General features: G+C 42.1%; 23 protein-coding genes and 1 pseudogene. 10 read left to right on the forward strand and 14 right to left on the reverse strand.

All coding sequences use genetic code 11. The features are described 5' to 3' along the window. Window positions 1-87 precede the first annotated feature (87 nt). The 7 genes from V7K36_RS31250 to mnmE all read right to left on the reverse strand — a co-directional run bounded on the left by V7K36_RS31250 (window position 88) and on the right by mnmE (window position 5,024). Window positions 88-900 carry an ATP-binding protein gene (locus V7K36_RS31250; RefSeq protein WP_335121646.1) on the reverse strand — a complete coding sequence of 271 codons (813 nt, stop codon included), beginning with the start codon at window positions 898-900 and terminating at the stop codon, window positions 88-90. 143 nt (window positions 901-1,043) lie between these two features. Further along, window positions 1,044-1,487 (reverse strand): type II toxin-antitoxin system VapC family toxin, encoded by a 444-nt coding sequence (locus tag V7K36_RS31255; RefSeq protein WP_335121648.1) that lies wholly within the window; start codon window positions 1,485-1,487, stop codon window positions 1,044-1,046. Window positions 1,488-1,489: 2 nt separating this feature from the next. Then, window positions 1,490-1,804, reverse strand: a complete 315-nt coding sequence (locus V7K36_RS31260; RefSeq protein WP_335121650.1) for a ribbon-helix-helix domain-containing protein — start codon at window positions 1,802-1,804, stop codon at window positions 1,490-1,492. Window positions 1,805-1,873: 69 nt separating this feature from the next. Then, window positions 1,874-2,203, reverse strand: coding sequence for a hypothetical protein (locus V7K36_RS31265; RefSeq protein WP_335121652.1), 330 nt, complete (start codon window positions 2,201-2,203; stop codon window positions 1,874-1,876). A 50-nt stretch (window positions 2,204-2,253) separates the two neighbouring features. Further along, complete coding sequence (locus V7K36_RS31270) at window positions 2,254-3,024, reverse strand: SDR family NAD(P)-dependent oxidoreductase (protein WP_335121654.1); 771 nt, start codon at window positions 3,022-3,024, stop codon at window positions 2,254-2,256. A gap of 6 nt (window positions 3,025-3,030) precedes the next feature. Beyond that, window positions 3,031-3,534 (reverse strand): GNAT family N-acetyltransferase, encoded by a 504-nt coding sequence (locus tag V7K36_RS31275; RefSeq protein WP_335121656.1) that lies wholly within the window; start codon window positions 3,532-3,534, stop codon window positions 3,031-3,033. Between the two features lie 95 nt (window positions 3,535-3,629). Then, window positions 3,630-5,024, reverse strand: a complete 1,395-nt coding sequence (gene mnmE / locus V7K36_RS31280) for a tRNA uridine-5-carboxymethylaminomethyl(34) synthesis GTPase MnmE (RefSeq protein ID WP_335121658.1) — start codon at window positions 5,022-5,024, stop codon at window positions 3,630-3,632. Window positions 5,025-5,187: 163 nt separating this feature from the next. On the opposite strand from mnmE, the gene V7K36_RS31285 reads away from it, so the two are divergent. Continuing rightward, window positions 5,188-5,388, forward strand: a complete 201-nt coding sequence (locus V7K36_RS31285; protein WP_335121660.1) for a hypothetical protein — start codon at window positions 5,188-5,190, stop codon at window positions 5,386-5,388. A 236-nt stretch (window positions 5,389-5,624) separates the two neighbouring features. Here the strand turns inward: V7K36_RS31285 and V7K36_RS31290 are convergent, their stop codons facing one another. The 3 genes and pseudogenes from V7K36_RS31290 to V7K36_RS31300 form a co-directional block, all read right to left on the reverse strand. Further along, window positions 5,625-5,885 (reverse strand): hypothetical protein, encoded by a 261-nt coding sequence (locus tag V7K36_RS31290; RefSeq protein ID WP_335121662.1) that lies wholly within the window; start codon window positions 5,883-5,885, stop codon window positions 5,625-5,627. Between the two features lie 151 nt (window positions 5,886-6,036). Further along, complete coding sequence (locus V7K36_RS31295; protein WP_335121664.1) at window positions 6,037-7,674, reverse strand: mucoidy inhibitor MuiA family protein; 1,638 nt, start codon at window positions 7,672-7,674, stop codon at window positions 6,037-6,039. 107 nt (window positions 7,675-7,781) lie between these two features. Next, window positions 7,782-8,085 (reverse strand): annotated as a pseudogene (locus V7K36_RS31300) (LysR substrate-binding domain-containing protein); the annotation flags it as partial. Window positions 8,086-8,365: 280 nt separating this feature from the next. Here V7K36_RS31300 and V7K36_RS31305 point away from each other — a divergent pair. From V7K36_RS31305 to V7K36_RS31330, 6 genes are all read left to right on the forward strand, one after another. Beyond that, the gene (locus V7K36_RS31305) at window positions 8,366-9,373 is read left to right on the forward strand and encodes a zinc-dependent alcohol dehydrogenase family protein (protein ID WP_335121666.1); all 1,008 of its coding nucleotides are present in this window, start codon (window positions 8,366-8,368) and stop codon (window positions 9,371-9,373) included. A 9-nt stretch (window positions 9,374-9,382) separates the two neighbouring features. Continuing rightward, entirely contained in the window at window positions 9,383-11,644 is a 2,262-nt protein-coding gene (locus V7K36_RS31310; RefSeq protein ID WP_335121668.1) for a pentapeptide repeat-containing protein, read from the forward strand. A gap of 123 nt (window positions 11,645-11,767) precedes the next feature. Continuing rightward, entirely contained in the window at window positions 11,768-13,123 is a 1,356-nt protein-coding gene (locus tag V7K36_RS31315) for an AAA family ATPase (RefSeq protein ID WP_335121670.1), read from the forward strand. Continuing rightward, a complete protein-coding gene (locus V7K36_RS31320) occupies window positions 13,120-13,986 on the forward strand; it encodes a DUF4435 domain-containing protein (protein ID WP_335121672.1) in 867 nt (288 codons plus the stop codon). Before V7K36_RS31315 ends, V7K36_RS31320 begins: the two co-directional genes overlap by 4 nt. Before the next feature lie 381 nt (window positions 13,987-14,367). Continuing rightward, window positions 14,368-14,541 (forward strand): hypothetical protein, encoded by a 174-nt coding sequence (locus V7K36_RS31325; protein ID WP_335121674.1) that lies wholly within the window; start codon window positions 14,368-14,370, stop codon window positions 14,539-14,541. A 357-nt stretch (window positions 14,542-14,898) separates the two neighbouring features. Beyond that, the gene (locus V7K36_RS31330; protein WP_335121676.1) at window positions 14,899-15,861 is read left to right on the forward strand and encodes a general stress protein; all 963 of its coding nucleotides are present in this window, start codon (window positions 14,899-14,901) and stop codon (window positions 15,859-15,861) included. Window positions 15,862-16,134: 273 nt separating this feature from the next. Here the strand turns inward: V7K36_RS31330 and V7K36_RS31335 are convergent, their stop codons facing one another. After that, window positions 16,135-16,335: a heavy-metal-associated domain-containing protein gene (locus V7K36_RS31335; RefSeq protein WP_335121678.1), complete on the reverse strand. Its 201-nt coding sequence runs from the start codon at window positions 16,333-16,335 to the stop codon at window positions 16,135-16,137. Window positions 16,336-17,098: 763 nt separating this feature from the next. Beyond that, window positions 17,099-17,617 (reverse strand): acetolactate synthase small subunit, encoded by a 519-nt coding sequence (gene ilvN / locus V7K36_RS31340; protein WP_298906950.1) that lies wholly within the window; start codon window positions 17,615-17,617, stop codon window positions 17,099-17,101. Window positions 17,618-17,885: 268 nt separating this feature from the next. Between ilvN and V7K36_RS31345 the strand changes: the two genes are divergently transcribed. After that, window positions 17,886-18,254, forward strand: a complete 369-nt coding sequence (locus V7K36_RS31345; protein ID WP_334832020.1) for a BON domain-containing protein — start codon at window positions 17,886-17,888, stop codon at window positions 18,252-18,254. 181 nt (window positions 18,255-18,435) lie between these two features. Here V7K36_RS31345 and V7K36_RS31350 read toward each other — a convergent pair whose 3' ends face one another. Continuing rightward, window positions 18,436-19,371 carry an alpha/beta fold hydrolase gene (locus V7K36_RS31350; RefSeq protein ID WP_335121680.1) on the reverse strand — a complete coding sequence of 312 codons (936 nt, stop codon included), beginning with the start codon at window positions 19,369-19,371 and terminating at the stop codon, window positions 18,436-18,438. Window positions 19,372-19,585: 214 nt separating this feature from the next. Between V7K36_RS31350 and V7K36_RS31355 the strand changes: the two genes are divergently transcribed. Further along, window positions 19,586-20,977, forward strand: coding sequence for a malic enzyme-like NAD(P)-binding protein (locus tag V7K36_RS31355; RefSeq protein ID WP_335121682.1), 1,392 nt, complete (start codon window positions 19,586-19,588; stop codon window positions 20,975-20,977). Between the two features lie 154 nt (window positions 20,978-21,131). Here V7K36_RS31355 and V7K36_RS31360 read toward each other — a convergent pair whose 3' ends face one another. Next, window positions 21,132-21,746 carry a TetR/AcrR family transcriptional regulator gene (locus tag V7K36_RS31360; protein ID WP_335121684.1) on the reverse strand — a complete coding sequence of 205 codons (615 nt, stop codon included), beginning with the start codon at window positions 21,744-21,746 and terminating at the stop codon, window positions 21,132-21,134. A gap of 149 nt (window positions 21,747-21,895) precedes the next feature. Here V7K36_RS31360 and V7K36_RS31365 point away from each other — a divergent pair, with 149 nt between their 5' ends. Continuing rightward, window positions 21,896-23,632: a M16 family metallopeptidase gene (locus V7K36_RS31365; protein WP_335121686.1), complete on the forward strand. Its 1,737-nt coding sequence runs from the start codon at window positions 21,896-21,898 to the stop codon at window positions 23,630-23,632.

Here is a 23,632-nt window from a genome sequence, read left to right on the forward strand (position 1 = left end):
ATCCGCAAAAAACTAGCGCAGTTTGATTGTTTACGAGATGCCATTGAGCACGTCTTACATTTTACGTCCTAAGTACCTTGGCGGTTGCTATATATCTATATTTTCGGTCAAGGTTGTATGTGGTTTGGCATCTTCAATTAAATCTACAGATGCCTTGGCATCTTTGGTCAAGATATAGTAAGCACCACGTCCTCCAATCCCCATTTGGTGTATCAGTCCTCGACGGGCAAGTTTACTCAGTAAGTAGGTCGATTGACGAACATTAATGCGGCATAAATCAGCTGTTTGTGTTCGTGTAATACGTTCATGCTTACTTATGTATTGCACAATCATCTGTTCCATCTGTAGTTCTTCAAACCCACGACGGCGAACGTATGCTGCTGAACGCCCCATTTGGCGATAAACTGAGGCACTAAGATGGTACTCTCGCTGCCGTGCAGTCTTGATTCGCTCTACCAAACCATTCTCCATCAATTCTTCAAGGACGCGGCGAGCATTGGACTCTCCTTTTTGAGTCAGACGCCCCGCTTCAACGATATTTATTTCTCCTTCTTGCCTAAGATAATTGAGGAGTATTAGTTCATCCAAGGTAAGCAGCCGTTTTAGTCGCCTCTCCTCAGCTAAAATAATTTTCACAAAATCTAAATCAGCTTTTCCACCAGGTAACCGAACAACAACATTTGAATTGGTAGTCGCTGAATAATCTGGTAGTGGATGTCCAGTACGTAATTGACCAGAATATATAAGTCCAATACCACGACCAGTACGTTCTACCAGACCTATTCGCTTGAAGATATCAGCGAGTAATGGATTTCTTGGTAAAGGACCGCTAATTAATAAAGAATCCAATTGAATGCCTTCAACAAAACCTCCTGGATTTCTGATAACTAACGCATCCATCTACCAAATCATTATCGGATAGTGGTTTGCGATCGCTTTTAAACTCTACAGTCAAAGTTTCGCCTTCAGCTATGAGTTTTGTAAGTATTTCTGGAGTCATCATGGCTATAGCATCCTAGCGATCGCACGCTGAAAAATAACAATTACAGTGTTGTTGGATCAACCGCTACAATTCCTTCAGATGCATAGCGAATGAAATCTTTAGTATTGAATGTCAAAATATGCGTCACACTATTTGCCTTCATATTAGCAACGAGACGAGCATCATGCACTTGGATACCTGACACACTGAATGCGACGACAAGCTTACGCCACTCAGGATAAATAGTAGGCATATCAGGCAACAATGGAAAGAGGCGCTCAATCAGTCGCAGCAACCGATCTGCATCTGTTGGTGTCAAGCCAAATCCGTTTTTTGTGGCTGGTCTTGTAGCAACATTCCAAAACTCAACACAGTTTTGCACCGTAATTTGCAGTGTATGTCCATCCTGTCGCAGTTTTCGGATCGCAGTTCGTATTATTGGGTGTAGCGGGTGAGTGCGATCTACAAAACGCAGCAGGATATTAGTGTCTATCAGGTATATCACTGCTAAGGATGATCCTCGTAAATACTCTCACGAGTCACAGCATAATCTGACAGCACAGGTAAATTTAACCCAAAGTATGTTGCAAACTCGTCAGCTAAATTATCTGCAATTAGTTCAAACTCCTGATTATTTAGTTGACCTTGTGTCTGAAGCTTCGCCATCAACTGAGCATGTTTTCGTTCTTGACCTTTGTGCTGTTGGTCTTGAAAGATTAGCTCTTGAAGATATTCACTGGCTGAACTATAACCGCCTTTAGCTACTTGTTCCTCGACAAAGACTTTCATCGACTCAGGCAAAGAAATCTGAATGTTAGTCATACTTTAAGATATCTGGTGGGCGATTTTATCTACTACCTTACCAGAGCGATCGCACCTTCAAATGTAGAGTCAATTGTTTACATTATCTGAAAAATATGTTGCTGAGGATTGAGAGTTTTTTCCAACCAAAATAGGTTCTCCCTTTACTCCTCCACGGCTAAGAGTACAAATCTTATAAAGGTTTTCACACTCAAAGATTGCCAGAACTAGCTCTTTCCCTGTTTGGTAAGAAGGTGGTAAAGGTTTTCCTACCTCGTATTCCATATCAGTTTCGTTGTCACGCCACTGTAACTTCCAAATACGTTTTTCGGTTATTGGTGCTTTGACAGACTGAGCGATCGCATTATACACCTGCTCCGCTTTAACATCATCCCTGGCTGCTGGCACAAAAAACTTCATAGGCTTTGGTTACAAATAACGTGAGTTTCACTAGCACCAGCGTAACGCAGTTACCAAGGCAATCTGCTGCCATTCCATGAGAAAAACTGTCCACTATCGCCTTCTTGAAGCTGTTCGATGACAGCCAATAATTGAGTAACAGTACGTTCTACTGAAAATAATTGTTCCGCAGGTACATTTCTCTGGAAAGGACGCGAAAGACGCGTATCAGTTGTACCAGGATGTAATGTCACTATTAATGTTTTAGGACGACTTCTTTTATACTCAATTGCCGCAGTTCGCATCAACATATTGAGTGCTGCTTTAGAAGCGCGATAGCCATACCATCCACCAAGTTGGTTATCGCCAATACTACCCAATTTAGCAGAAATAGTGGCGAATACACTGCGTTCTCCATGACGAAACAGAGGCAATAGATGTTTAGCCAACAAGACAGCACCAATACTATTTATCTGAAAGTAACGCAGCAAATTTTCTGAATTTATCTGTCTTAAGCTTTTTTCAGGTTGCAAATTATCTTCATGCAACAGTCCTACACAGTTGACTACCAAATGCAGTTTGTCAACTTGGACAGATATTTTTTGAACAGCTTCAACAATCTGCAACTCGTCAGTAATATCCATCTCCAGACAAATTAATCGCTCAGAATCTTCGCCTGCAAGAGCTATTAAATCGGAGGCTGATTTCGGTTGACGATAAGTTGCATAAACTTTGGCTATTCTGTCATCTTGTAGCAATTTTTTCACAAAACCTAAACCAATACCTTGGCTGGCTCCCACAATCAATGCGTTAACAGGATTAATTTCATCGATAAAAGACATATAATTTTAGCTGACTTGTGGAGGTATTTCATATTCGTAGCGAGAGACAAAATAAGCACCAACTTGTCTGTCGCTGTGATGACGGAAACCAAAGCCTTCATATATTGCTCTTAGGCGCGGACGCGAAGCCTTACAATCTAGACGTAAATAATGTCTACCAAGTGTTTGTGCATGTTTGACTGCCCAACTAAGCAGTGCTGAAGAGACTTTACCACCAGAGTAACGCCGCCGAATAGCAAGGCGATGTACAAATGCTGACTCCTCCTGAGAAATGTCCGGCCAGAAAAGTAAATCCTCTAGCTGAAACTTGATTGTACCAGCTGGTTCACCTGCCCATTCAGCAATGAAAAACAAGCCGTTAGCAACATCTTCAGAGATACTTTCTGGCGAAACTTCGCTATCACGCCACAGAGGCATACCATACTCCTGAAGCCACAAAGCTGCTTCTAACAACACATCCGAAACTATCAGCGTATCTTGTATGGTTGCTTGGCGAATTGAGATGTACATTTAGTTATCAATTGTAGGTTGAGTTGAGTAATGGTGAAACTTCACAAAGATTAGTATAAATGTTGGATTGTATTTTGTTTTTACCAATATACCCTTTATTTCCCAATACAAAATTTGCTAAAAATTCTATCTAAAACTGATTCTGTAACTTCTTCTCCGGTAATTTCTCCAAGTGCTTGAATCGCACCGCGTAAATCAATTGTCCAAAAATCAAGGGGGAGTTGCTGGGCAATTGTTGCTTGTACCTGTTCTAAAGAAATTTTGGCTTGAGTTAAGGCTGCTGCTTGCCTTTGGTTAATGGCTAAATCCATATCAGCAGCTTGGACTTTTTCTGCTTTAACTATCTCTAAAATTGCTGTTTCTAAAGCATCAATACCTTGATTTTGGGCGGCTGCTGTGACAATTTTGGATTTTGGATTTTGGATTTTGAATTGAAGAGTTTTTCTTTCGCTTTCTTCTACTAAGTCGATTTTGTTAATCACTAGAATCAATGGACGATGTTGCACTTGTTCGTAAATTTCTCGATCGCCTTGGGTCCAACCAGCTGAAGCATCGATGGTAAGCAAGACTAAATCAGCTGCATTTGCAGCGCGACGCGATCGCTCGACACCAATTTTTTCTACTTGGTCTGTTGTTTCCCGAATCCCCGCAGTATCTAGCACTTGTACGGGAATTCCCCCGACAACTAACTGTGATTCCACCACATCGCGGGTTGTACCGGGTAAATCAGTCACGATCGCGCGATCGCTCTGACTCCAAGCGTTCAATAAACTCGATTTCCCCACATTCGGACGTCCAACAATTGCCACTTTTAAACCAGTGCGTAACAACTCACCTTTGTCTTTGGTTTCCAATAATCTAGTTATTTCTGCGGCAATTTTATCGATTTCTGATATTATGACTTTATCATCCAACGGAGGCAGGTCTTCCTCAAAATCGATTCGAGCTTCGATTTCTGCCAAGATATCCAAACAGTTGCCGCGTAACTGCCGGATCGGATGAGCTAATTTTCCCTGTAAACCAGCTAAGGCAGTTTGGGCAGCTTGGGGCGATCGCGCTCCCACTAAATCAGCAATACCTTCGGCTTGAGTTAAATCCAATCTTCCATTCAAAAAGGCGCGGAGAGTAAATTCTCCCGGTTGCGCTAATCTTGCACCATTTTCCAAACACAGTTGTAACACCTGCTGCACTGCCATAATTCCCCCGTGGCAATGGAATTCCACTACATCTTCACGGGTGTAAGAACGAGGCGCTTTCATAATTAGCAACAGAGCTTCATCCACCAATTGTTGCGTTTGGGGATGGCGAATGTAACCGTAGAGAATCCGGTGAGTTTCCCAAACTTGTCGCCCTGGTGCCTGAAAGAGAGTTTGAGCTAAAGCCATTGCTTGCGAACCCGACACCCGCACAATGCCAACGCTACCCTGTTGGGGAACAACAGCAGTAGCGATCGCAGCGATAGTTCCAGTAGTGGCAAAAACTTCTGACATGAGCGCCCTTAATAAAAGTGAGAAGTCAAAATCATAACTGATAACTTTCAAAATGGTAGATATTTAGACTAATGAGATAGCAACTGACAAGGTAAAATTTACCTGGAGGTTGAAAATCATAACTCGCAACTTATAACTCATAACTTTTAGAGAGGAATTTACTGTGGAGCAAAAAATTAACTGCGCCCAAGCCTGCGTTAACGGTTGTGTTTTAGGGAATAAATGCCCCAATATCGAGTTTAGAGAGGTCGCTGCAAAATTTATTCAAGAGACTCCCTTAGACAAAATGTTGGAGTTGGCACAAGAACGTCTGCGAAAAAAAATGACGGAGCCGCCAAAATGGGTTTTTCCTGAAGATGCATAGCATTCGTGTTAACAGGCACAAGCAAGACAGCGCAGAAGTTAAATAGTATCTGGATCTATATTTAATTCTCGCAGTTTTGCCGCCAAGCGATCGCTGCTTTGATGACAACCTTACGCCTTAGTGATCGCTTCTAACCGATATTCTGCTAATTATGCTTTCCAGATAGGTTTTGTAACTTATCTCACACATTGACCAATCATTGCTGTGCAGTTGTTGGCTATACCACACCAAAACATTTAGTATTTTACCTGAACTGCAAGATCATCCATTTGCTTGATTGCATTCCAATCAATCGCAGCAACCCACAACTGTTCTTCAGTGAAATACTGTATCACTCCCTCTACTTCTAAATCATCACTGTATAATGTGAGCAATTTTCCGTCTTGCAATTCAATGTTCTGACGAGCTAGGTCTTCAACTGTGCCAATACAGTTTAGACGTAGGAGACCCTGATTATCAGCATTATGAAAATCAGCAAAGATTCTAGGCGTATTCATAAGCGTTCTCTAATGACTATTGTTCTCGTGCTGGATTTGGATATGTGGGCGTAAGAAGATTGCTAATTTGCTCAGGGGTTAAGCCTTTCTGTATATAGATTTGAGGCTATTTTTTGAGTGTTTTTTGTCTAAGTCACATTAGTAATGTTGTTTAAATATCTAATCCAACTACTATTAACTCAAGCGGATATTCAACATTAAACTGGTAATATATCTCTCGTCGCTCTTGGGGTGGAAGAGTTAACTGCCATTCTAAAATCCCCATTTCACCAAGTTGAATTTGTGGGTTGCTGCGACTGAGGCGCACTTTAATTTGCTGGTTGCGGCTAACTGGCAATTGTTCAGTTACTTTCAGATTTACTTCTTTCTCCAGTAAGTTAGTAATTATCAACCGATAACTATAAGTAATTCGGCGCTGGTTGCTAATCAATCTTTTGTCTACCAGACGCTCAACTAAATCGCGCTCAATTTTTAAACCTTCATCAATTCCTAAATTAAGTTTAAATTCTTGCCCTGGTGCAATATTCTCTAACTGAGTTGTCCCAACAAAAACGTTGTCGCGGAAAATATTCGCTTTACCTGATAACAAAGTCGCACCATTAGGACTATTTTTCACATTAGCTTGCAAATAAGCAAAGCTTACCAAGCGCGGCATTGCCACATAGTCAAAGTTACAAGCATAATCATCGTTGAAAATCGTCGTTTTATGAGGTGCGCCATCACTGGGAATGTTACCACCACCATTCAATTTAAAGGTAACTACACTCCCTTCTTTGGATACTTCTGCTATCACGGTTTCTGCTGGGATAAGACTATCCTCTGCAATTTCGTCTTCTTCTTGCCAATCTGCTCTAGCAGCAGAAGCAGGCGGTTCTGGTATGGTAGGCAGCAGTGGCGGCTGGGCAGCTAGTCGAGAGCGTCGTTCTCGCACTCTTTGTGGACGTGGCGCATCAATATACCAAGGTTCAAGTTTGGGTGGGAGTGTACCTAATCCTGGTTTAGCGGTAGAAAGGGTGAGATTTGCACCAATCCAATCTTCGCCACTGCTTTGGGTGATTTCTGCAAGATAGCTCAGATGCACAATATCGCTAGTAGTGCTAAAGCGCAAGTCATAAAGGGGAGTCCAACTAGCGCGATTCACTAAGTATGATAGCTCTAATTCAAATTCGCCTTCACCCGTAACTTCAACCGCTACAACTAAGCTAAAACTTTCTTTAGGATGGGGTGTTTGAATTTTTTGCAATGAGGTGTGGAGTGATTGCAGTTGTTTGTCTAATTCCTGCTGCTGGGTTTTGCACTCTCCAGATGCGATCGCATACTCACTATACTGGCTTCCGAGAAAGTTAAGGAAATCCAAAGTTTCGCTGAGGCTGAGATTTTTCCGAGACAAACTCACTGAAAATGGTTCTTCTGTTTTTTCCCGTAAGCCTTCGATAAAACTAGACTGCAATGCTAAAGCATCCACTTGGGCTTGCAGATGGCGTTTTTCTGTTTCTAATTGCTGAATTTGCCTTGTCAAATGTGCTACTCGCTCCGCTACAGGTTCAGTAGTGTAGATGCGATCGCTACTAACTCCCACCAATCGCACCCCTACCCTACCTGTACCGCTAACCCTGACAGACTCAGTTTCTAGAGTCACTGGCACTGGTGTAATTATTAATTCCTGTTCAATTCCTGTCAAAGAAACTACACCCCGCCGTGTAACCAATGCTCTGTCAGAATACACGGTAACAGCTACAATCTCGCTTTGTACTGTTTTGCGCCAAGATGGTATTTCCGGGTTAACCACTGCCAGTTTTCCCCCATTTCTAATGATTCTGCTGGTTAATTGTCAATGCTTCCCGGTCTAACCGTCAACCCCTTTAGGTAATTCGTAATTCGTAATTATGAATTATTTTACCCGTGAATTGGTTCAAGCGTACTAAAAGTAGTATCAGCATTTTGCTGGACAATATTTTTTGCCGCAGCTAGGAGATACTCATAATAGGCACGAGCGACGATAGATAGCTGCTTGCCAGATGGGTAAACCATGTACCAATTTCGCTGAATGGGGAAGTGTTGTACATACTAAAATGCTAAACTCTGAGGCATCTAATAGTAAAGTATGACGGGATAAAACAGAAATTCCTAAACCACCTGCGATCGCTTGTTTAATTGCTTCGTTACTTCCCAATTCTAGCTTGACTTTTACCGTCACCCCGATAGGTGACAAGTTAAGGAAAAGCAGGATTTGTCAAGGGGAGGGGAAAGGGGGATAAATTAAGGGGTTGAGGCTTTTTCCTTATCGTCTTTACAACATCAAGGTTCTTATTTTCTAGAGCAGCAGAAAATAGAACTGGATCACTCTAAAAGTTTGAGTTGATGGCGATGTCTACGACGGGCTACGCCTACGCGGTTTTCCCTCAGACATAGCTCTGTATCCACCCTCTTGCGCTAAAGTTGCAAATGAACGTGCATCTTAAAGCCAGGAGGAAAGAGTTGTGAAAGCAGTCTTGATGACAGCAGATGGCAGTCCCGAAGTTCTGCAAGTACAGGAAGTGCCAAACCCTGCTGTTCCTGTAGGTAATACTGAACTCTTAATACGTTTGGTGGCGGCTGGCATTAACCCCATTGACACAAAACTTCGTAGCCGAGGCACTTTCTACCCCGATCGCCTGCCGACAATTTTAGGATGTGATGGTGCCGGTATAATCGAAGCGGTGGGTGCTAGTGTTCAGCGTTTTCGCCCAGATGATGAAGTATATTTTTGCTATGGCGGCTTGGGCGCACACCAAGGAAATTATGCTGAATATACCGTTGTTGATGAGCGGTTTGTGGCACTTAAACCCGCATCTATCTCCTTTGCCGAAGCAGCAGCAGCGCTTTTGGTGTTAATCACCGCCTGGGAAGCTTTATATGAACGGGGAAGATTGGAACCTGGGGAACGGGTTTTGATTCATGCGGGTGCTGGTGGTGTCGGTCATGTAGCAATTCAATTGGCGAAACTCAAAGGTGCTACTGTTTCCACCACAGTCAGTTCTGAGGAAAAAGCTAATTTCGTCAAAGAACTCGGTGCAGACCATGTAATTTTTTACAAACAAACAGACTTTGTGCAAGCGATATTAGATTGGACTGGTGGCGAAGGCGTAGACTTGGCTTTTGACACCATAGGCGGCGAAACCTTTCACAAAACCTTCCCCGCAGTGCGAGTATATGGCGATATTGTGACGATTCTCGAACCAGATGCCAATACTGTTTGGAAAACTGCTAGACTACGTAATCTCCGCATTGGTTTTGAATTAATGTTGACACCAGCGTTGCTAGGATTAGAAGAGAGCCTCCAACACCATGCAGAAATTCTCAAACAATGTGCCACCTGGATCGATGAAAACAAGTTAAAAATCAATGTTAGTCACAAGCTTCCTTTAAAAGAAGCGGCTAAAGCCCACCAATTAATTGAAAGCGGTTCTGTGACAGCTAAAATTGTTCTACAGATTAGCGACGAATGATCCAACAACTTGCATAATTTATTTTTTAAACGCATAGGCATACATAGGTTAAACGCAAACGCACCCAAAGGAGGTTCTCTGCGCTCCTCTGCGGTTTCCTTTGCGTTCCTTTGCGTTTTATCAATTCTCCTCTTCCTCCCCCAACCTGCTTGGGCAGCACAAACGCAACCAGAACGCACACCCTTAACCCTAAAATTATTACAAGAACGTCTACGCACACCAACACTCCGCGAAGGCAATTTGACCGTGGATTTGCAGAAGATGGTGATTGATTTGCGCCCAGAAAACGCCAGCTTTCGTGATGCTTTTTACCAACTGCTGCGAAAAGAACTAGGTGCAAAACCTCTGGGTTTAGACCTCAGCTATGCCCTGATTCTGGGGGATTTTGTGGGTAGCGATTTGGGTTTAAGAACACCCTTATACTCGCAAGCCATTGCTCCCATATTCACAGCTACCGAACAAGAAGAACTAGAACGTTTACGCTTCGTTTGCTTGCAGTCACTCACAATGTCTACGATGGGCTACGCCTACCCTTTACCCAACTCCAAAGATTGTCGATCGCTTTTGGGAACACAGCCAATTCCATCCAGTGAAATCGCCGTCTTTCGTGATGCATTGACACTGGTACAAACTCGCTTCAATGGCGAAGTCAAGTTCCCCAATACATTCTTTCTTCAGTCTGTGGATGCCCAAGGTGCAACTTTTCTCCAACCCACTAACTGGACTGAAACCAGATTTGGTCGTTCCGTTAGTTTCACCAGTGCTAACTTCCGCCAACAAAGCAATTTTCAAGGCAGTATTTTTTTTGAAAAAGCTAATTTTAAACAAACCAAATTTCAGGAATTTGCTGATTTTCAAGGCAGCATCTTTGAAAAAACTGCCAACTTCAACCAAGTAACTTTTAAGCAGTTAGCTAAATTCAATAGTGTGCAGTGGCAAGGAAATGCTGATTTTTCTGATGTGCGCTTTGGCAATCAAGTACAGTTTACTAAAGCGAATTTTAATCAGTTCCTCCTTTTAACAGAAGCGACTTTTGAGCAAGCTGTGAGCTTCCGGGAAGCGCAGTTTAACCAATCGGTAAATCTGCAAGGTGCGAACATTCTTAACCAAGCAGATTTTAGCGATGCGATATTTACTCCAGAAGCTTGTTTAAGCGTACGTGGTTTAACTTTTAACTCCAACCAAGCAAAAATTTTAGGTAATCCCGGTGAGATTGGTAAGATGTTTTGCATCCCAACATTGCAAGGTAATCAAAATGTCTTGCGGAATTTGGGGCAAAATTTTCGTCAGCAACAGCAAGTTAGCGATGCTAATGAACTGGAATACACAAAACAGCGACTACGATTAATAGAGTTTGGCCATCGTCTGACGGCTACAAATATTAATAGTGCAACTGTTGCAAACTTGATTAACCTGGGTTTTTCTGCAACTCAAGCCGAAGCGATCGCCCAGCGTCGTCTAATAAAACCATTTCGCAACAGCAGTGAGTTACTCTCCTTAGCAGACATCGATTTAGAAAAATATACACAATTGAGCGATCGCTTAATTGTAGGTGAAGCACTTTCTATCGGTGAATGGTTACTACAAGCTTGGAGTTGGTTGGCATTAAGTGTATTGCTGTTGTTGAGTGGCTATGGTACAAATTTTTGGTTAGTGTTTGGCGTGGGAGGATTAGCGATCGCTTATTTCGGCTTACTATTTTGGCTAGTGGATCGCTATCGTCGGCTGCATCCGCTACCAATTATCCCCACATCCTACGAAACGATTTCGATATTAGTCAGTTTTAGCGTTTTAGAATTTTTTAGCTTATTAGCTATCTTTCGCAATGCTGAACAACCTTGGCTGACATTGGGGTGTCTTTTAATAATTATTGTCCCCGTCCCAATGGCTTTATTGATCCGACTTTACCAACAAGGTCGTTATCACGATTTAATGGACGTTTCTTACTTCACAGAAGACGGCACATTTCGCCAGTTACGATTGTTGATTGGACGTTTGCCAGTGATACCAAGGAATCAGACATTTCGTGAACGATATATGCCCCTACAAAGCGATCGCCATTGGAACTGGCTCAACTACTATGATTTTAGCCTCAACAACCTACTTAAATTAGGATTTAACGACATCCGCCTGCGAGACGAACACTTACCAGGTATCATCTCTGCACTTGCTTGGTATCAATGGTGTTTGGGTGTAATTTACATCATTCTAGTTTTATGGACACTTTCCCGCACAATTCCGGGATTGAATTTACTGATATATCTAAAGTAATCCCTGTACCTCGCACTAGCGTTAAAACGAGCGATCGCTGAATTAGCGTCTGTTGGCACAAATTTAGGCTGTAGACTTAAAGGTATATTATGCTCAAGCCAATGCCTATAGGACTAAATGACTATGCGAATTAAGCAAATTTCTGTCAGTGGCTTATTTGGAATTTTTGACCATGTGATTCCATTGAACATGGATGAACGAATTACCATTATTCATGGCCCAAATGGTTTTGGTAAAACAGCGATTTTAAGAATTTTGAATAGTTTTTTTAACTCCCGATACTCACAGTTAAGAGCTATCCCATTTAGAAATTTTAGAGTTGAATTTGATAATAATAGTAGTGTTGAAATAATAAAAAATGCCGAGAATGCAGAGGACTCTGAAAAGAATAATATTGGGTTGAATTTTTATCAGCCTGATTCAGAGGCAGCTTCTTTTTCTCTAAAGCCAATAAATATTCGCTCTGACACAGACTTTCCGCTTGGGATTTTGGATAATGTGATACCAGGGCTAGAACGAATAGCTTCTCGAAAATGGCTATATGATCCTACTGGAGAAACTCTTTCTTTAGATGAAGTTGTAGAGCGTTTTGACAATTTATTGCCTTTAAACTTAAGACAACAAGAAGAGCCTATGTGGCTAGAAGAATTGAAGAAAAATATTCATATTCGCCTCATTGAATCACAACGTTTGCTGAATTTTGTCCCTAAACGTTCTGGAAAAACGTATCGTGGAACACCTTTAATGTTGTCTACTGTATCTGCTTATTCTGATGAACTTGCTCAGATCATGCAAGATAAATTTAAGGAATACGGTACAATATCTCAATCTCTTGACAGAACTTTTCCAGTTAGGGTAGTGAAGCAACAGCTATCCGCAGACTTAACGAATGAACAACTTCGTCATGAACTAAACGAACTTGAAGCAACTCGCTCTCGTCTTTTAGAAGTAGGTCTTTTAGATAAAGATGAAGATTCAGAAGTTCAAATCCAGCCTCAAGATATAGATGAAAGCACCAAAAATGCTTTGTCGGTATATGTTGAGGATGTGGAAAAGAAGCTGAGTGTTTTTGCTGAAATAGCAAGCAAGATTGAGTTATTAAGGAAGATTATTAATAAGAAGTTTGACTATTCCTTTAAAGAAATCAACTTTAGTAAAGAAAAGGGATTCGTTGTCACAACAAGTTATGACTCCCCATTATCTAATTCAAAAACTCTTTTGCCAACAGATTTATCATCTGGTGAGCAACATGAGTTAGTTCTTCTATATGAATTACTATTTAAAGTTCAACCTAATTCTCTAGTTTTAATTGATGAGCCGGAATTATCTCTTCATGTAGGATGGCAGGTTCAGTTTTTAAAGGACTTGCAAGACATTACACAACTTGCAGATTTAAATATACTAATGGCTACTCATTCACCAGATATCATTCAAGACCGCTGGAATTTGACGGTTGAACTGAAAGGTCCACAAAAATGAGAGATTCCCTAACAGTTTACCGTGTTGCTAATCAAATACAATTACGACGAAGCACATATACTGGAACTTTTTTATTAGTGGAAGGAAGTTCTGATAAAACTTTCTATCAGCGATTTGTTGACCAATTAGTTTGTGAGTTAGTCGAAACATCGGGAAAACCCTCTAGTAAGCAGCGTGCTATTGAAATTTTAAAAATTTTAGAGCAATCAAATGTTCAGGGAGTTTTGGCGATTATTGATGCAGATTTTGAGCGCCTTGAAACTCTGTTATACACCAGCCATAATCTGCTTCGCACCGACAGCCATGACCTTGAAACTATGCTGATTAACTCACAAGCATTTAACAAACTACTCGCTGAGTTTGGTTCTGAAGAGAAAATTGCCAAGTTTAATCGAGGTGTAAGATTAGTATTAGTTGAAAATGGGATGTCGGTAGGTTATTTGCTTTGGATCTCTAATTGTGAAGGATTAAACCTAACCTTTGATGGTATTAAATTTAGTAAGTTCATTGATGAGCAAACTCTGCAAATTGATGAAGTCAAGCTGATTCAGGAGGTTAAGAATAAATCCCAAGCCTACTCTTTGAAAGATGAAGATTTGCAACAACAGCTAAAGAGTCAGAAAAGCAATAATCATGATCCCTGGGAAATCTGTCGTGGTCATGATTTGGTGGAAATTCTGTCCATTGGCTTACGCAAAGTGCTTGGCTCTAACAACGCTGTTGATGTTGAACCGAACAGTCTTGAGCGTAGTTTGCGGCTTGCTTACGAAGAAATCTACTTTCGCCAGACACAACTTTACTTGGACATTCGTACATGGGAAAGCAATAATCAGCCATTTAGGGTTTTACGGAATGATACATAATACCAAATTTGTAACCTATGTATAATCTTGTTATTTTTGACACGCTAGCGTTTGAAGAGTGTTAGCGTCGGTTGAAAATCAGGCGATCGCACTACAAACTTAAGTTAATGCATCGGCTTGCATTGTGAATGCATCAGCCGCCTTGTGAATGCATCGGCCGCCTTGTTAATGCGTTGGCTTGCATTGCGAATGCATCGGCCGCCTTGTTAATGCGTTAGCTTACATTGTGAATGCGTCAGCCGCCTTGTAAATGCGTTGGCTTACATTGTGAATGCATCGGCTTGCATAAGCTAACCTACTCTTTCTCTAACTTTGTTTTAAACGTTGACTCGGTACTTTGTAGCAACGCATGTGCAACAGGGAGCAATGCGATTGTGTTAGATGACCCAAAAAAAGTGCGATCGCCTTGTGCGAATATATTCTGATTCTTTGGAGGAGACAGTCAAAAATCTGTTGCAGTCATTGGAGAAGCTGAATCGTCCTTATTTGACTGCTATAGAAGAGAAGTTGTTGACGCTTCTGGAGTCTGAATATGGGGGCAAGAGAAACACCTGAGCATTTTGGCAATGTGGTATGTTTATCAGCCAGAGGTTAAGGATGAGGAGTTATAAGTTTTAATTGCGTGAAGATGGTTACTTTAGTGGCGATCTCAACCACACTTAGAGACTATCATCGTCTCCTGGTGCGATCGCAATTTTTCAATTTATGGAACTACACCAAACATTCCTTACTTCCCACTTCCCACCCCAACAGTTTCTTTGAGATTATTTTCCTCAGTTGAGTAGCAACGTTTGCAAATATATTTTATTACTTAAGATGATTTTCAGTTAAACAAACTCGTATTTAATATTATAAGTACTGAAATACTAAATTTGTCGGTGATTAATTTTCCCCTACTACCAAGGAGTAATAATGGTTTTAAGTCAATATCAACGTGCTGTAGGCGTATTTACTCATCGTCGAGATGCAGAACAGGCACTACATGAGTTGAGAGATTCTGGCTTGGCGATGGAGAAAGTATCTGTAGTTGTACAAAATACAGACCGCAATCATGAGATTGCCGATGATCAAATTAAAGAGCGCACTGGTGATAAAGCTGACGAAGGTGCAACAGTAGGAGGGCTTTCAGGGGGCGCTGTTGGTGGGTTGACTGGTTTATTAGTAGGTCTTGGGACTTTAGCAATCCCTGGAGTTGGGCCAATAATGCTGGCTGGCGCAGCCGCAACTGCTTTGGTTACAACCCTTGTAGGCGCAAGTATTGGTGCTGCTACTGGGACTTTTGCTGGTGCATTAGTTGGTTGGGGAATGTCGGAAGAGCAAGCTAGAACATATAACGAGCGAGTAGAGTATGGACACTATTTAATAATCGTGGATTGTACATCTGTTGAAATTGCTAAAGTAGCAGCAATTTTACAGCGTTGGGGTATTGAAGAGTTTGGCATTTACGAGCATCTCAACAGTGAATATGTAACTACAAATTATCTGACCACAACGACTTCTGCTACTGCCATTCCTAGTAAAAGTGGGATAATGTCAAAGTATGCTGTTAGTTGCTTTAATAACATAGATAATGCTGAAGCGGCAATTAAGAATATGTGTATCGCAGGTTTTTCAGTAAACCAGATTTCCTTAATTTGCAAAGACTTCTCTCAATTCAAAGGGTCAATAGGCGTTAATTTAAGTGAGCGGTTTGACCCTATGAGACTAGGAATAGCAGATGAGTGGGCACGCTTTTACAACGAGCAAATTGATCAAGGCAATTACATACTCATCGTTAGTGGTGCAGACAATGAGCTTGATCATGCTAGCTCTATTCTGAGCAATTATGGTGTTCAAGAGTGTCAAATTTATGACCCAATGTTAATTCGTTCCTGAAAACGAGTACCGGAAAATTTAACAATTGTGTCAGAGAAAATAAATATACAGCAATACTTTCAAAATTCTCCGATCTTTAGCTGTATCTGTTACAGCTTATAAGTTAGGCGAAAGTCAAGTATTTCAAGTGTGCCAGAGGAGGAAAATATTCTTGATCAAGTAGAGTAATTTGTTAATAATATTCCGCCCGGAAAACGGGCGAATATATTATGATTAAGCAATTGTGCTGGCTAAATTACATATCTAAATCTCCTGAGAAATTTAGATATGTAATTAATAGCCCTCTATAGTATAACCAGCAGATTGAACTATCTGTTTAATTGTCTCTTCAGAAGCCGAACCATCTACAGTTATGGTTTTGGCATTAACGTCCACATCTACTTTGGCATCAGATACCATAGTCTGAATAGATTTAGTTATTTTCTGGACGCAGTCATCACCTTTAATATTTGTAACTTTCAATTTAGTTGTCATTACTTACCTCATTACCTCAACTGTAATTTCCATTTAATAAATATAATAACGGTTGGGATAGTGAGCGTACATCTTACTGAAGTAAGGTAATTGAGCATCACAGTGATAGTAGTAAATAATAGCTATACATAAATCGTTATTAATAGAATTTGCTGGTAGTAAAACGAATTAAAATGCCAAAATATATAAAGTTATTTATGAAAATATACCTAGTACTACTAACTTAGAAAAAGCCGCTTTTTTAGTTTGTTCTGAGGATTCCGTCAGACATTCCAGATTCTTCTATAGGCGTTCCTGTTCAACATAATTGTTCTGGAAGCACTGCCTGAACATACAAGCGTCTATAGGTAAGTCACAAAACCTTTTATCTGTAGTTTTTAACTTATTCCTATGCTATAGATACTTCTATCCAACTTTCAAAGCATATATACATTCAAAAAGCAGCTATCTTATGGCATAGATATGCTATGGACTTTGCAACAAAGACCCTGAGTTAACCAATACGCTTGGGTTAAAGCCAAAAACCAAAACCAGCGTAAGTTGGGTTTCGTCCCTCAATCCAACCTACAAATATCCTTGTCTCGTTCCCAGTCTCCGACTGGGAACGCCATTCTAGAGGCTCCGCCTCCCTTGTTGGCGGCAGAGCCGCCAAGAGCAGCATTTCCAGCCTCTGGCTGGAAACGAGGTTTTAATAGGGTTTGCGCTTAAGTTGACACCTATGCACAGATGTTTGCCCCCACAAGTTGATTATTTAACTTCCCAACTAAACTTTTGCTTCCAAAGACTTGAGTAACTCGGTATTCACACCCGACTCACGAGTTAGGGCAATTTTGCCAGTACGGGCGATTTCTCTCAAACCAAATTTTTGCAACACCTGCACGATCGCTACCATTTTACCTGGATCTCCCACAACTTCTAAGGTCAGAGAATCTTCCGCCACATCCACGACTCGCGCCCGGAAAATCTGAGACAGTTCGATCACTTCTGAGCGATTGCTGCTACTAGCATTCACCTTCAAAAGCATCAATTCCCGCTCGACACAAGGAGTTTCGGTAATGTCCTGTACTTTCAGGACATTGACTAACTTGTACAGTTGCTTGGTGAGTTGCTCGATAATGCGATCGTCACCAGGTATAACCATCGTAATTCGGGAGACTCCTCCTTGTTCAGCAGGACCAACAGCAAGGCTTTCAATATTAAAACCGCGACGTGCAAATAAACTAGAAATGCGGGAAAGAACACCCGCCTCATCTTCTACGAGAACTGAAAGGGTATGTTTCATCTTCGCCAACAGAGGCTAGAGCAGGAATTGAGGAACGCAGACACTAACTAACGGCTACGTTAGAGGTACTACCGCACTAAATTATCAGTGCGACCTTCTATTCTAAACTGAATAGTTGCACTCATTGCATTTTCTGGAGAGAAATTGGGCAGAAATCATACTGCAAGCCGGAATTTCATTGATGTATATCTTTTCATTGGCAGATGCGGCATTTTTGGAAAGCTTTTATATTCAGATTTGATAAGGCTCTAATAGGAGAAAAGTTTTTATGGGTTGGTTAAAAAGATTGTTTGGAATGGAAAAACCTCAAAATGCCGAAGTAAATCCGACTCCACAGGCAATAGCGCAAGATCCGAGTACTAGCGTTGCATCTACTGATAGTCAATCAATACCGCCAGAACGTCTGGGATTAAGTGGAGAATACGACCAAAGTGGTTTAGCAAAGCGGGTAGCGTTGGCATTTGATGAAGATCCCGAACTCGATGATGTTGATACTCTTTGGGTTGCTCAGACAGGCAGCACTGTAGTATTGAAAGGTGAAGTTCCCAGTCAAGAAATTCTCAACAAAATGACTTCTGTAGCCAGTTCTGTGAGTGGTGCTACAGATGTTGACACTAATCAAGCCACGATTGGCTAGTAACGCTTTGCGTAATTCGTAATTGGTAATTACTATTGCGTAAGGGTTTTAAGCATTTCAAGTGGATGCTTTATTTATGCCGTGCTGTGGTAGGTGTTAAGCAATTTTAAATTCAATCGTGGTAACGGTACTGGCTGACGCGATCGCACCCATTGCATAATATTTAGGGCATAACCAACGGTTAGCGATGCCTGGGGCGGGCTACGCCTACGCTAACCCATCTCTCAATCCAATCTAAAATAGCTTGGTTAACTTGTTCTGGACATTCATCATGGGGACAATGCCCGACATCCTCCAATTTCAGCAACTCCAATTTCTGGTTGTATTGGGCGAATTTGCTAGCCAAGGCTGGGGGAACAAATCTGTCTTTTTGTCCCCAAATTAAAAGCATCGGAATTGTTAAGGTTGGTAATACTTTCTTGACACTAGGACTAAAATTAATTCCGATCGCAGCTTTGAACAAAGCACTAAAAGCCCTAGCGGAACCCCGGTCTTGGGCAGGCTCTGCTAAAATTTCGATGAGTTCATCGGTAATCGCCTCTGGGTTAGTGTAGGCAAGACCTGCCCAGCGACGCACCACCCCAGGACGGCGCACGAAGTTAAACACAGGTTTAAGAATCAACGGCGAAGCAACAATATTTTTAATTGCTCTGACAACTGGTTGCAGCACAGGAGGAATTGCTTCTTGCTCTAATGAGGGGTCGGGTAAACTCATCATCACCATACCCCGCACCATATCGGGATGAGCGGCGGCAGCGGCCATAGAAATCAGTGAACCGTTAGAATTGCCTATTAATATCGCCGGTTGACGGATAAATGTTTGCCAAAAGTCGTAAACCTGCTCTACCCAGAATTGAATGCTGTAATTAGCTGCGGCTTTTTCAGAAGCGCCAAAACCCAACATATCTATGGCGTAGACTGTGTGATGTTCACCCAACACCTCTAAATTATGTCGCCAATGACCAATGGAAGCGCCAAAGCCATGTAGCAATATCAGGGGTGTTGTATTGTGGTGATTTTGGCTAGGGCGAATATAAGTGTAGCGAGTTTGCCAGCCGCGCCAAACCCAATCCCTTTGATTACCAACCCGTTCTTGCCAGTGTATCGCAGTGGTCACACTTACCTCCGATTTATCAGCATTAAATTCTATTATAAAACTTTGATTTTTGAGATTATTTTGAGAATTTCGTCTCAATTGAATATAAATAGGACTTACGCAAAATCACACGCGGTAGGTGCAATTCATCAATTGCCCCTACCAGAAAATTACGGTTTCGGCTATTGTTTGCGTAACTGCTGATAAAATCTAAAACTTAAAATCTAAAATCAACATGGCAGACCTAACTCCTAATTCTAGTTTTAGTTTGACGCTGCGCTTGCAGATTCCCAATCGCATCGGGATGTTAGCGTCAGTAACCCAGGCGATCGCAGCCAGTGGCGGTAATCTCGGTCAAATTGATTTAATCGAGCAAACCCGCAAAGAGTCCACCCGCGATATTACCGTTGATGCTGCTAGTACCGAACACGCTGAAACCATTGTGCAAGCAGTGAAAGCATTACCAGACATCAAGTTACTCAGTGTCTACGATCGCACCTTTAATTTGCATCGCGGTGGCAAAATCAGCATTGTCAGCAGAATTCCCCTGAAGAGTGTTTCCGATCTCGCAATGGCTTACACGCCCGGAGTCGGTCGAATTTGTACGGCGATCGCTCAAGACCCAGAGGAACTTTATAAGTTAACCATCAAACAAAACACTGTTGCCATTGTTACCGATGGTAGTGCCGTTTTGGGTTTGGGAAATCTCGGACCAGCAGCCGCCCTACCAGTCATGGAAGGCAAAGCAATGCTGTTTAAGGAATTTGCGGGGCTGGATGCTTTTCCCATTTGTCTGGCCACCCAAGATACAGATGAGATTATCCAGACAGTTAAGAATATCGCTCCGGTGTTTGGGGGCGTGAATTTAGAAGATATCGCTGCACCTCGCTGCTTTGAAATTGAAAAGAGATTGCGCCAAGAGTTAGATATCCCCGTTTTTCACGATGACCAGCACGGTACAGCAATTGTCACCTTAGCCGCGTTGTTTAGTTCCCTAAAGTTGGTACAAAAGTCAATAGCCCAAATCAAGATCGTGATTAACGGTGCTGGGGCGGCGGGAGTAGCGATCGCTCGGTTACTCCGGAAAGCTGGGGCAGAAAAAATCTGGATGTGCGACTCTAAAGGGATTATCTCTACTAGTCGCACCGACTTGACAGAAGAAAAACTCGAATTTGCCGTGAAAGCTCAGGGGACGTTAGCGGGTGCAATGCCAGAGGCAGATGTCTTTATTGGTGTCAGTGTACCGGGAGTTTTGACACCAGAAATGGTGCATTCAATGGCGAAAGACCCAATTGTGTTTGCAATGGCAAATCCGATTCCAGAGATTCAGCCAGAATTAATCAGTGAAGATGTGGCTGTGATCGCTACTGGTCGCAGCGACTACCCGAATCAAATCAATAACGTCCTAGCTTTTCCAGGGGTATTCCGTGGTGCTTTAGATTGTCGCGCACAGACAATTACCACCACAATGTGTCTGGAAGCTGCAAATGCGATCGCCTCCTTAGTCAAGCCTTCAGACTTGAATCGGGAACATATTATTCCTTCAGTCTTTGATAAGCGCGTCGTCACTGCTGTTGCTGCTGCTGTACAACGGGCTGCGCGTGAAGAAGGTATCGCTCAGAATTAAATAAAAAGGCTTGCTCTAATCCCCTCCTTTTTAAGGAGGGTTAGCACGGTGCTTTCATGGCACTATCAGGGCGGGCTTTTCGGCCTACCCCACAATCAATATTGAAAAAAATATTAGTGCAAATTAAAGGCGCAACAGCTTAACTCCTAACTCTTCACTCTTTGGCTAAGACTCCATTCAGGAAGATATCAGCGAGTCCTTCGGCCATTTGCTGCATTTCTTGGGGAGAAGCGTCAGGTTCAAGAAGGGTGTTGTTAGAAAAACCTGCGATCGCAAACATTCCCAAGAAAACTTTAGCAACTAGCTTGGCGTCCATTTGGCGATAAATGCCTTTATCCATCGCTGTTTGAAAGAACGCTTCGCCCACATCGGTCATTTTGGTAATCACTTCTAATTGGATGCGATCGCGCAAATCGGGGTGAAACTGCACCTCCATAAAACAAACACGCATCACATCGGCATTTTTTTGGAAATTCCACATCCGGTGACGCATCACTTGAGCTATGGCTTTATAGCTACCCATTTCACTTAATTCTGTCAGTAAATCTGTCAGAATCTCCACCCAGCCACTCGTAGCTACTTCCACCAAAATTGCTTTTTTATTGGGAAAATGACGAAATAGAGTGCCTTCAGCGACACCTGCTGTTTGTGCTAAATCACGGGTGGTAGTGCCGTCAAATCCCTTAGAGGCAAACAACCGTTGTGCTGTCTCTAAAATCCGGGTACGCGTCTGAGCCTCTGAAGGCGGGGAAGAATTAAAAAGTCGCATAAAAGTTATGGTGATATTTGCGGAACACGATTTGTAGCATTATTGTCTAACATCGAGTAAAAAAGCTTAAAAAGCTTAATACAAGATTAACGCTCTTTTGCTAAGTACCCTGTTTCTTAGGTAGTGTAACTTTATCTTAATTTTCGCTTATGAACCAGAACAGTCGGTCAATTTTGAGATTTTGCGGAAAGTCTGAGCGCTGGTTTCCGGCGATTAAACGCCACTTCCTTCAAGTCGGCAGAGCCGCCCAACGGAGTGGCTCAACTTTCCAAGACAGATTTTCGGTTTTGGATTGGTCAGATCAAGTATCTGTCACATTGCGGCGATTGTTTGTCACTTTGTTAACTTTAATTATCCTTTGGTATGGATTGTTGCCAGAAATTGCTCTGGCTCAAACTCAGACAGTATTTCCTCCCCAAATAGGTAAAACTCAAATTCCACCACTTGAAAGTTCGATTCAACCTTATCTGGATCGAGCGATCAAACAGTTAACGGAGTTTCGCCTCGATAATGGTCTGAAATTCATTGTCTTGGAACGACATCAAGCGCCTGTGGTTTCCTTTCTTACCTATGCGAATGTTGGTGGTGTCGATGAGGTAGATGGCAAAACTGGTGTAGCTCACTTTCTGGAACATTTGGCTTTTAAAGGCACAACGCGCATTGGTACACAAGACTATAAGGCAGAAAAACCCCTACTAGAGCGCTTGCAGCAGTTAGATGCTCAAATTAAAACAGCGAAAACCGATGGCAAAAAAGATGAAGTTGCGCGGTTACAAGCTGAGTTTAAGCAAGTAGAATCACAAGCAGGTAAACTTGTCAAGCAAAACGAATTGGGGCAAATTGTCGAACAAGCCGGAGGTGTGGGTTTAAATGCCAATACTTCAACTGAAGCCACCCGTTATTTTTATAGCTTTCCTGCCAATAAGCTGGAACTTTGGATGTCGCTGGAGTCGGAGAGATTTCTCGATCCTGTAATTAGTCGTGAGTTTTATAAAGAAAAAGATGTAATTTTAGAGGAGCGGCGGATGCGGGTGGAAAATTCACCCATTGGACTGATGCTGGAGAAATTTATTGATACTGCTTACAAAGTTCATCCTTACAAACGTCCGGTGATTGGTTATGACCAAGATATCCGCAATCTGACACCAGAAGATGTCCAAAAGTTTTTTGATACTCACTACGTACCAAGTAATTTAGCGATCGCCATTGTCGGAGATGTCAACGCGGCTGAGGTGAAAAAACTGGCGCAAACTTATTTTGGCCGCTTTCAAGCAAAAACCAAAGCTGTTGAACAAATCCCGGTGGAACCGCCACAACAACAAACACAAGAAGTTACTTTACAGCTAACTTCTCAACCCTGGTATTTAGAAGGTTATCATCGTCCGGCAATTACCCATCCAGATAATGCAGTCTATGAAATCATTGGCAGCTTATTAAGTGATGGGCGCACGTCGCGGCTATATAAGTCTTTGGTAGAAAAGCAGCGTTTGGCGCTCAATGCTCAAGGTTACAGTGGATTTCCTGGAGATAAGTACCCAAACCTGATATTTTTCTATGCTCTCACGGCTCCTGGTCATACAGTTGATGAGTTGGCGGTGGCTTTGCGCCAAGAAATTGACAAATTAAAAACTGAGCCTGTAGCGGCGGCTGATTTGCAACGGGTGAAAACCCAAGCACGGGCGGGTTTGTTACGTAGCCTTGATTCAAATATGGGGATGGCTGAACAATTGTTGGAATATGAGGTGAAAACTGGCTCTTGGCGGAATTTGTTTAAGCAGTTGGATAATATTGCAGCAGTGACAATGGCTGATATTGAGCGGGTGGCGAAGGAGACTTTTACGCCGGAAAATCGCACAATTGGTAAGTTGTTGTCGAAAGAAGCTTAA

The sequence above is a fragment of the Nostoc sp. genome, from assembly GCF_036919555.1.
Taxonomy (GTDB): Bacteria; Cyanobacteriota; Cyanobacteriia; order Cyanobacteriales; family Nostocaceae; genus Nostoc.

Excerpts from the sequence above, each read along its gene's own strand:
- V7K36_RS31360 (WP_335121684.1), bottom strand. The coding sequence starts at position 21,746 with ATGCGACTTTTTAATTCTTCCCCGCCTTCAGAGGCTCAGACGCGTACC.
- V7K36_RS31265 (WP_335121652.1), bottom strand. The coding sequence starts at position 2,203 with ATGAAGTTTTTTGTGCCAGCAGCCAGGGATGATGTTAAAGCGGAGCAG.
- mnmE (WP_335121658.1), bottom strand. The coding sequence starts at position 5,024 with ATGTCAGAAGTTTTTGCCACTACTGGAACTATCGCTGCGATCGCTACT.
- V7K36_RS31275 (WP_335121656.1), bottom strand. The coding sequence starts at position 3,534 with ATGTACATCTCAATTCGCCAAGCAACCATACAAGATACGCTGATAGTT.
- V7K36_RS31325 (WP_335121674.1), top strand. The coding sequence starts at position 14,368 with ATGACCCAAAAAAAGTGCGATCGCCTTGTGCGAATATATTCTGATTCT.
- V7K36_RS31335 (WP_335121678.1), bottom strand. The coding sequence starts at position 16,335 with ATGACAACTAAATTGAAAGTTACAAATATTAAAGGTGATGACTGCGTC.
- V7K36_RS31270 (WP_335121654.1), bottom strand. The coding sequence starts at position 3,024 with ATGTCTTTTATCGATGAAATTAATCCTGTTAACGCATTGATTGTGGGA.
- V7K36_RS31345 (WP_334832020.1), top strand. The coding sequence starts at position 17,886 with ATGGGTTGGTTAAAAAGATTGTTTGGAATGGAAAAACCTCAAAATGCC.
- V7K36_RS31355 (WP_335121682.1), top strand. The coding sequence starts at position 19,586 with ATGGCAGACCTAACTCCTAATTCTAGTTTTAGTTTGACGCTGCGCTTG.
- V7K36_RS31290 (WP_335121662.1), bottom strand. The coding sequence starts at position 5,885 with ATGAATACGCCTAGAATCTTTGCTGATTTTCATAATGCTGATAATCAG.
- V7K36_RS31330 (WP_335121676.1), top strand. The coding sequence starts at position 14,899 with ATGGTTTTAAGTCAATATCAACGTGCTGTAGGCGTATTTACTCATCGT.
- V7K36_RS31315 (WP_335121670.1), top strand. The coding sequence starts at position 11,768 with ATGCGAATTAAGCAAATTTCTGTCAGTGGCTTATTTGGAATTTTTGAC.
- V7K36_RS31365 (WP_335121686.1), top strand. The coding sequence starts at position 21,896 with ATGAACCAGAACAGTCGGTCAATTTTGAGATTTTGCGGAAAGTCTGAG.
- V7K36_RS31320 (WP_335121672.1), top strand. The coding sequence starts at position 13,120 with ATGAGAGATTCCCTAACAGTTTACCGTGTTGCTAATCAAATACAATTA.
- ilvN (WP_298906950.1), bottom strand. The coding sequence starts at position 17,617 with ATGAAACATACCCTTTCAGTTCTCGTAGAAGATGAGGCGGGTGTTCTT.
- V7K36_RS31250 (WP_335121646.1), bottom strand. The coding sequence starts at position 900 with ATGGATGCGTTAGTTATCAGAAATCCAGGAGGTTTTGTTGAAGGCATT.
- V7K36_RS31260 (WP_335121650.1), bottom strand. The coding sequence starts at position 1,804 with ATGACTAACATTCAGATTTCTTTGCCTGAGTCGATGAAAGTCTTTGTC.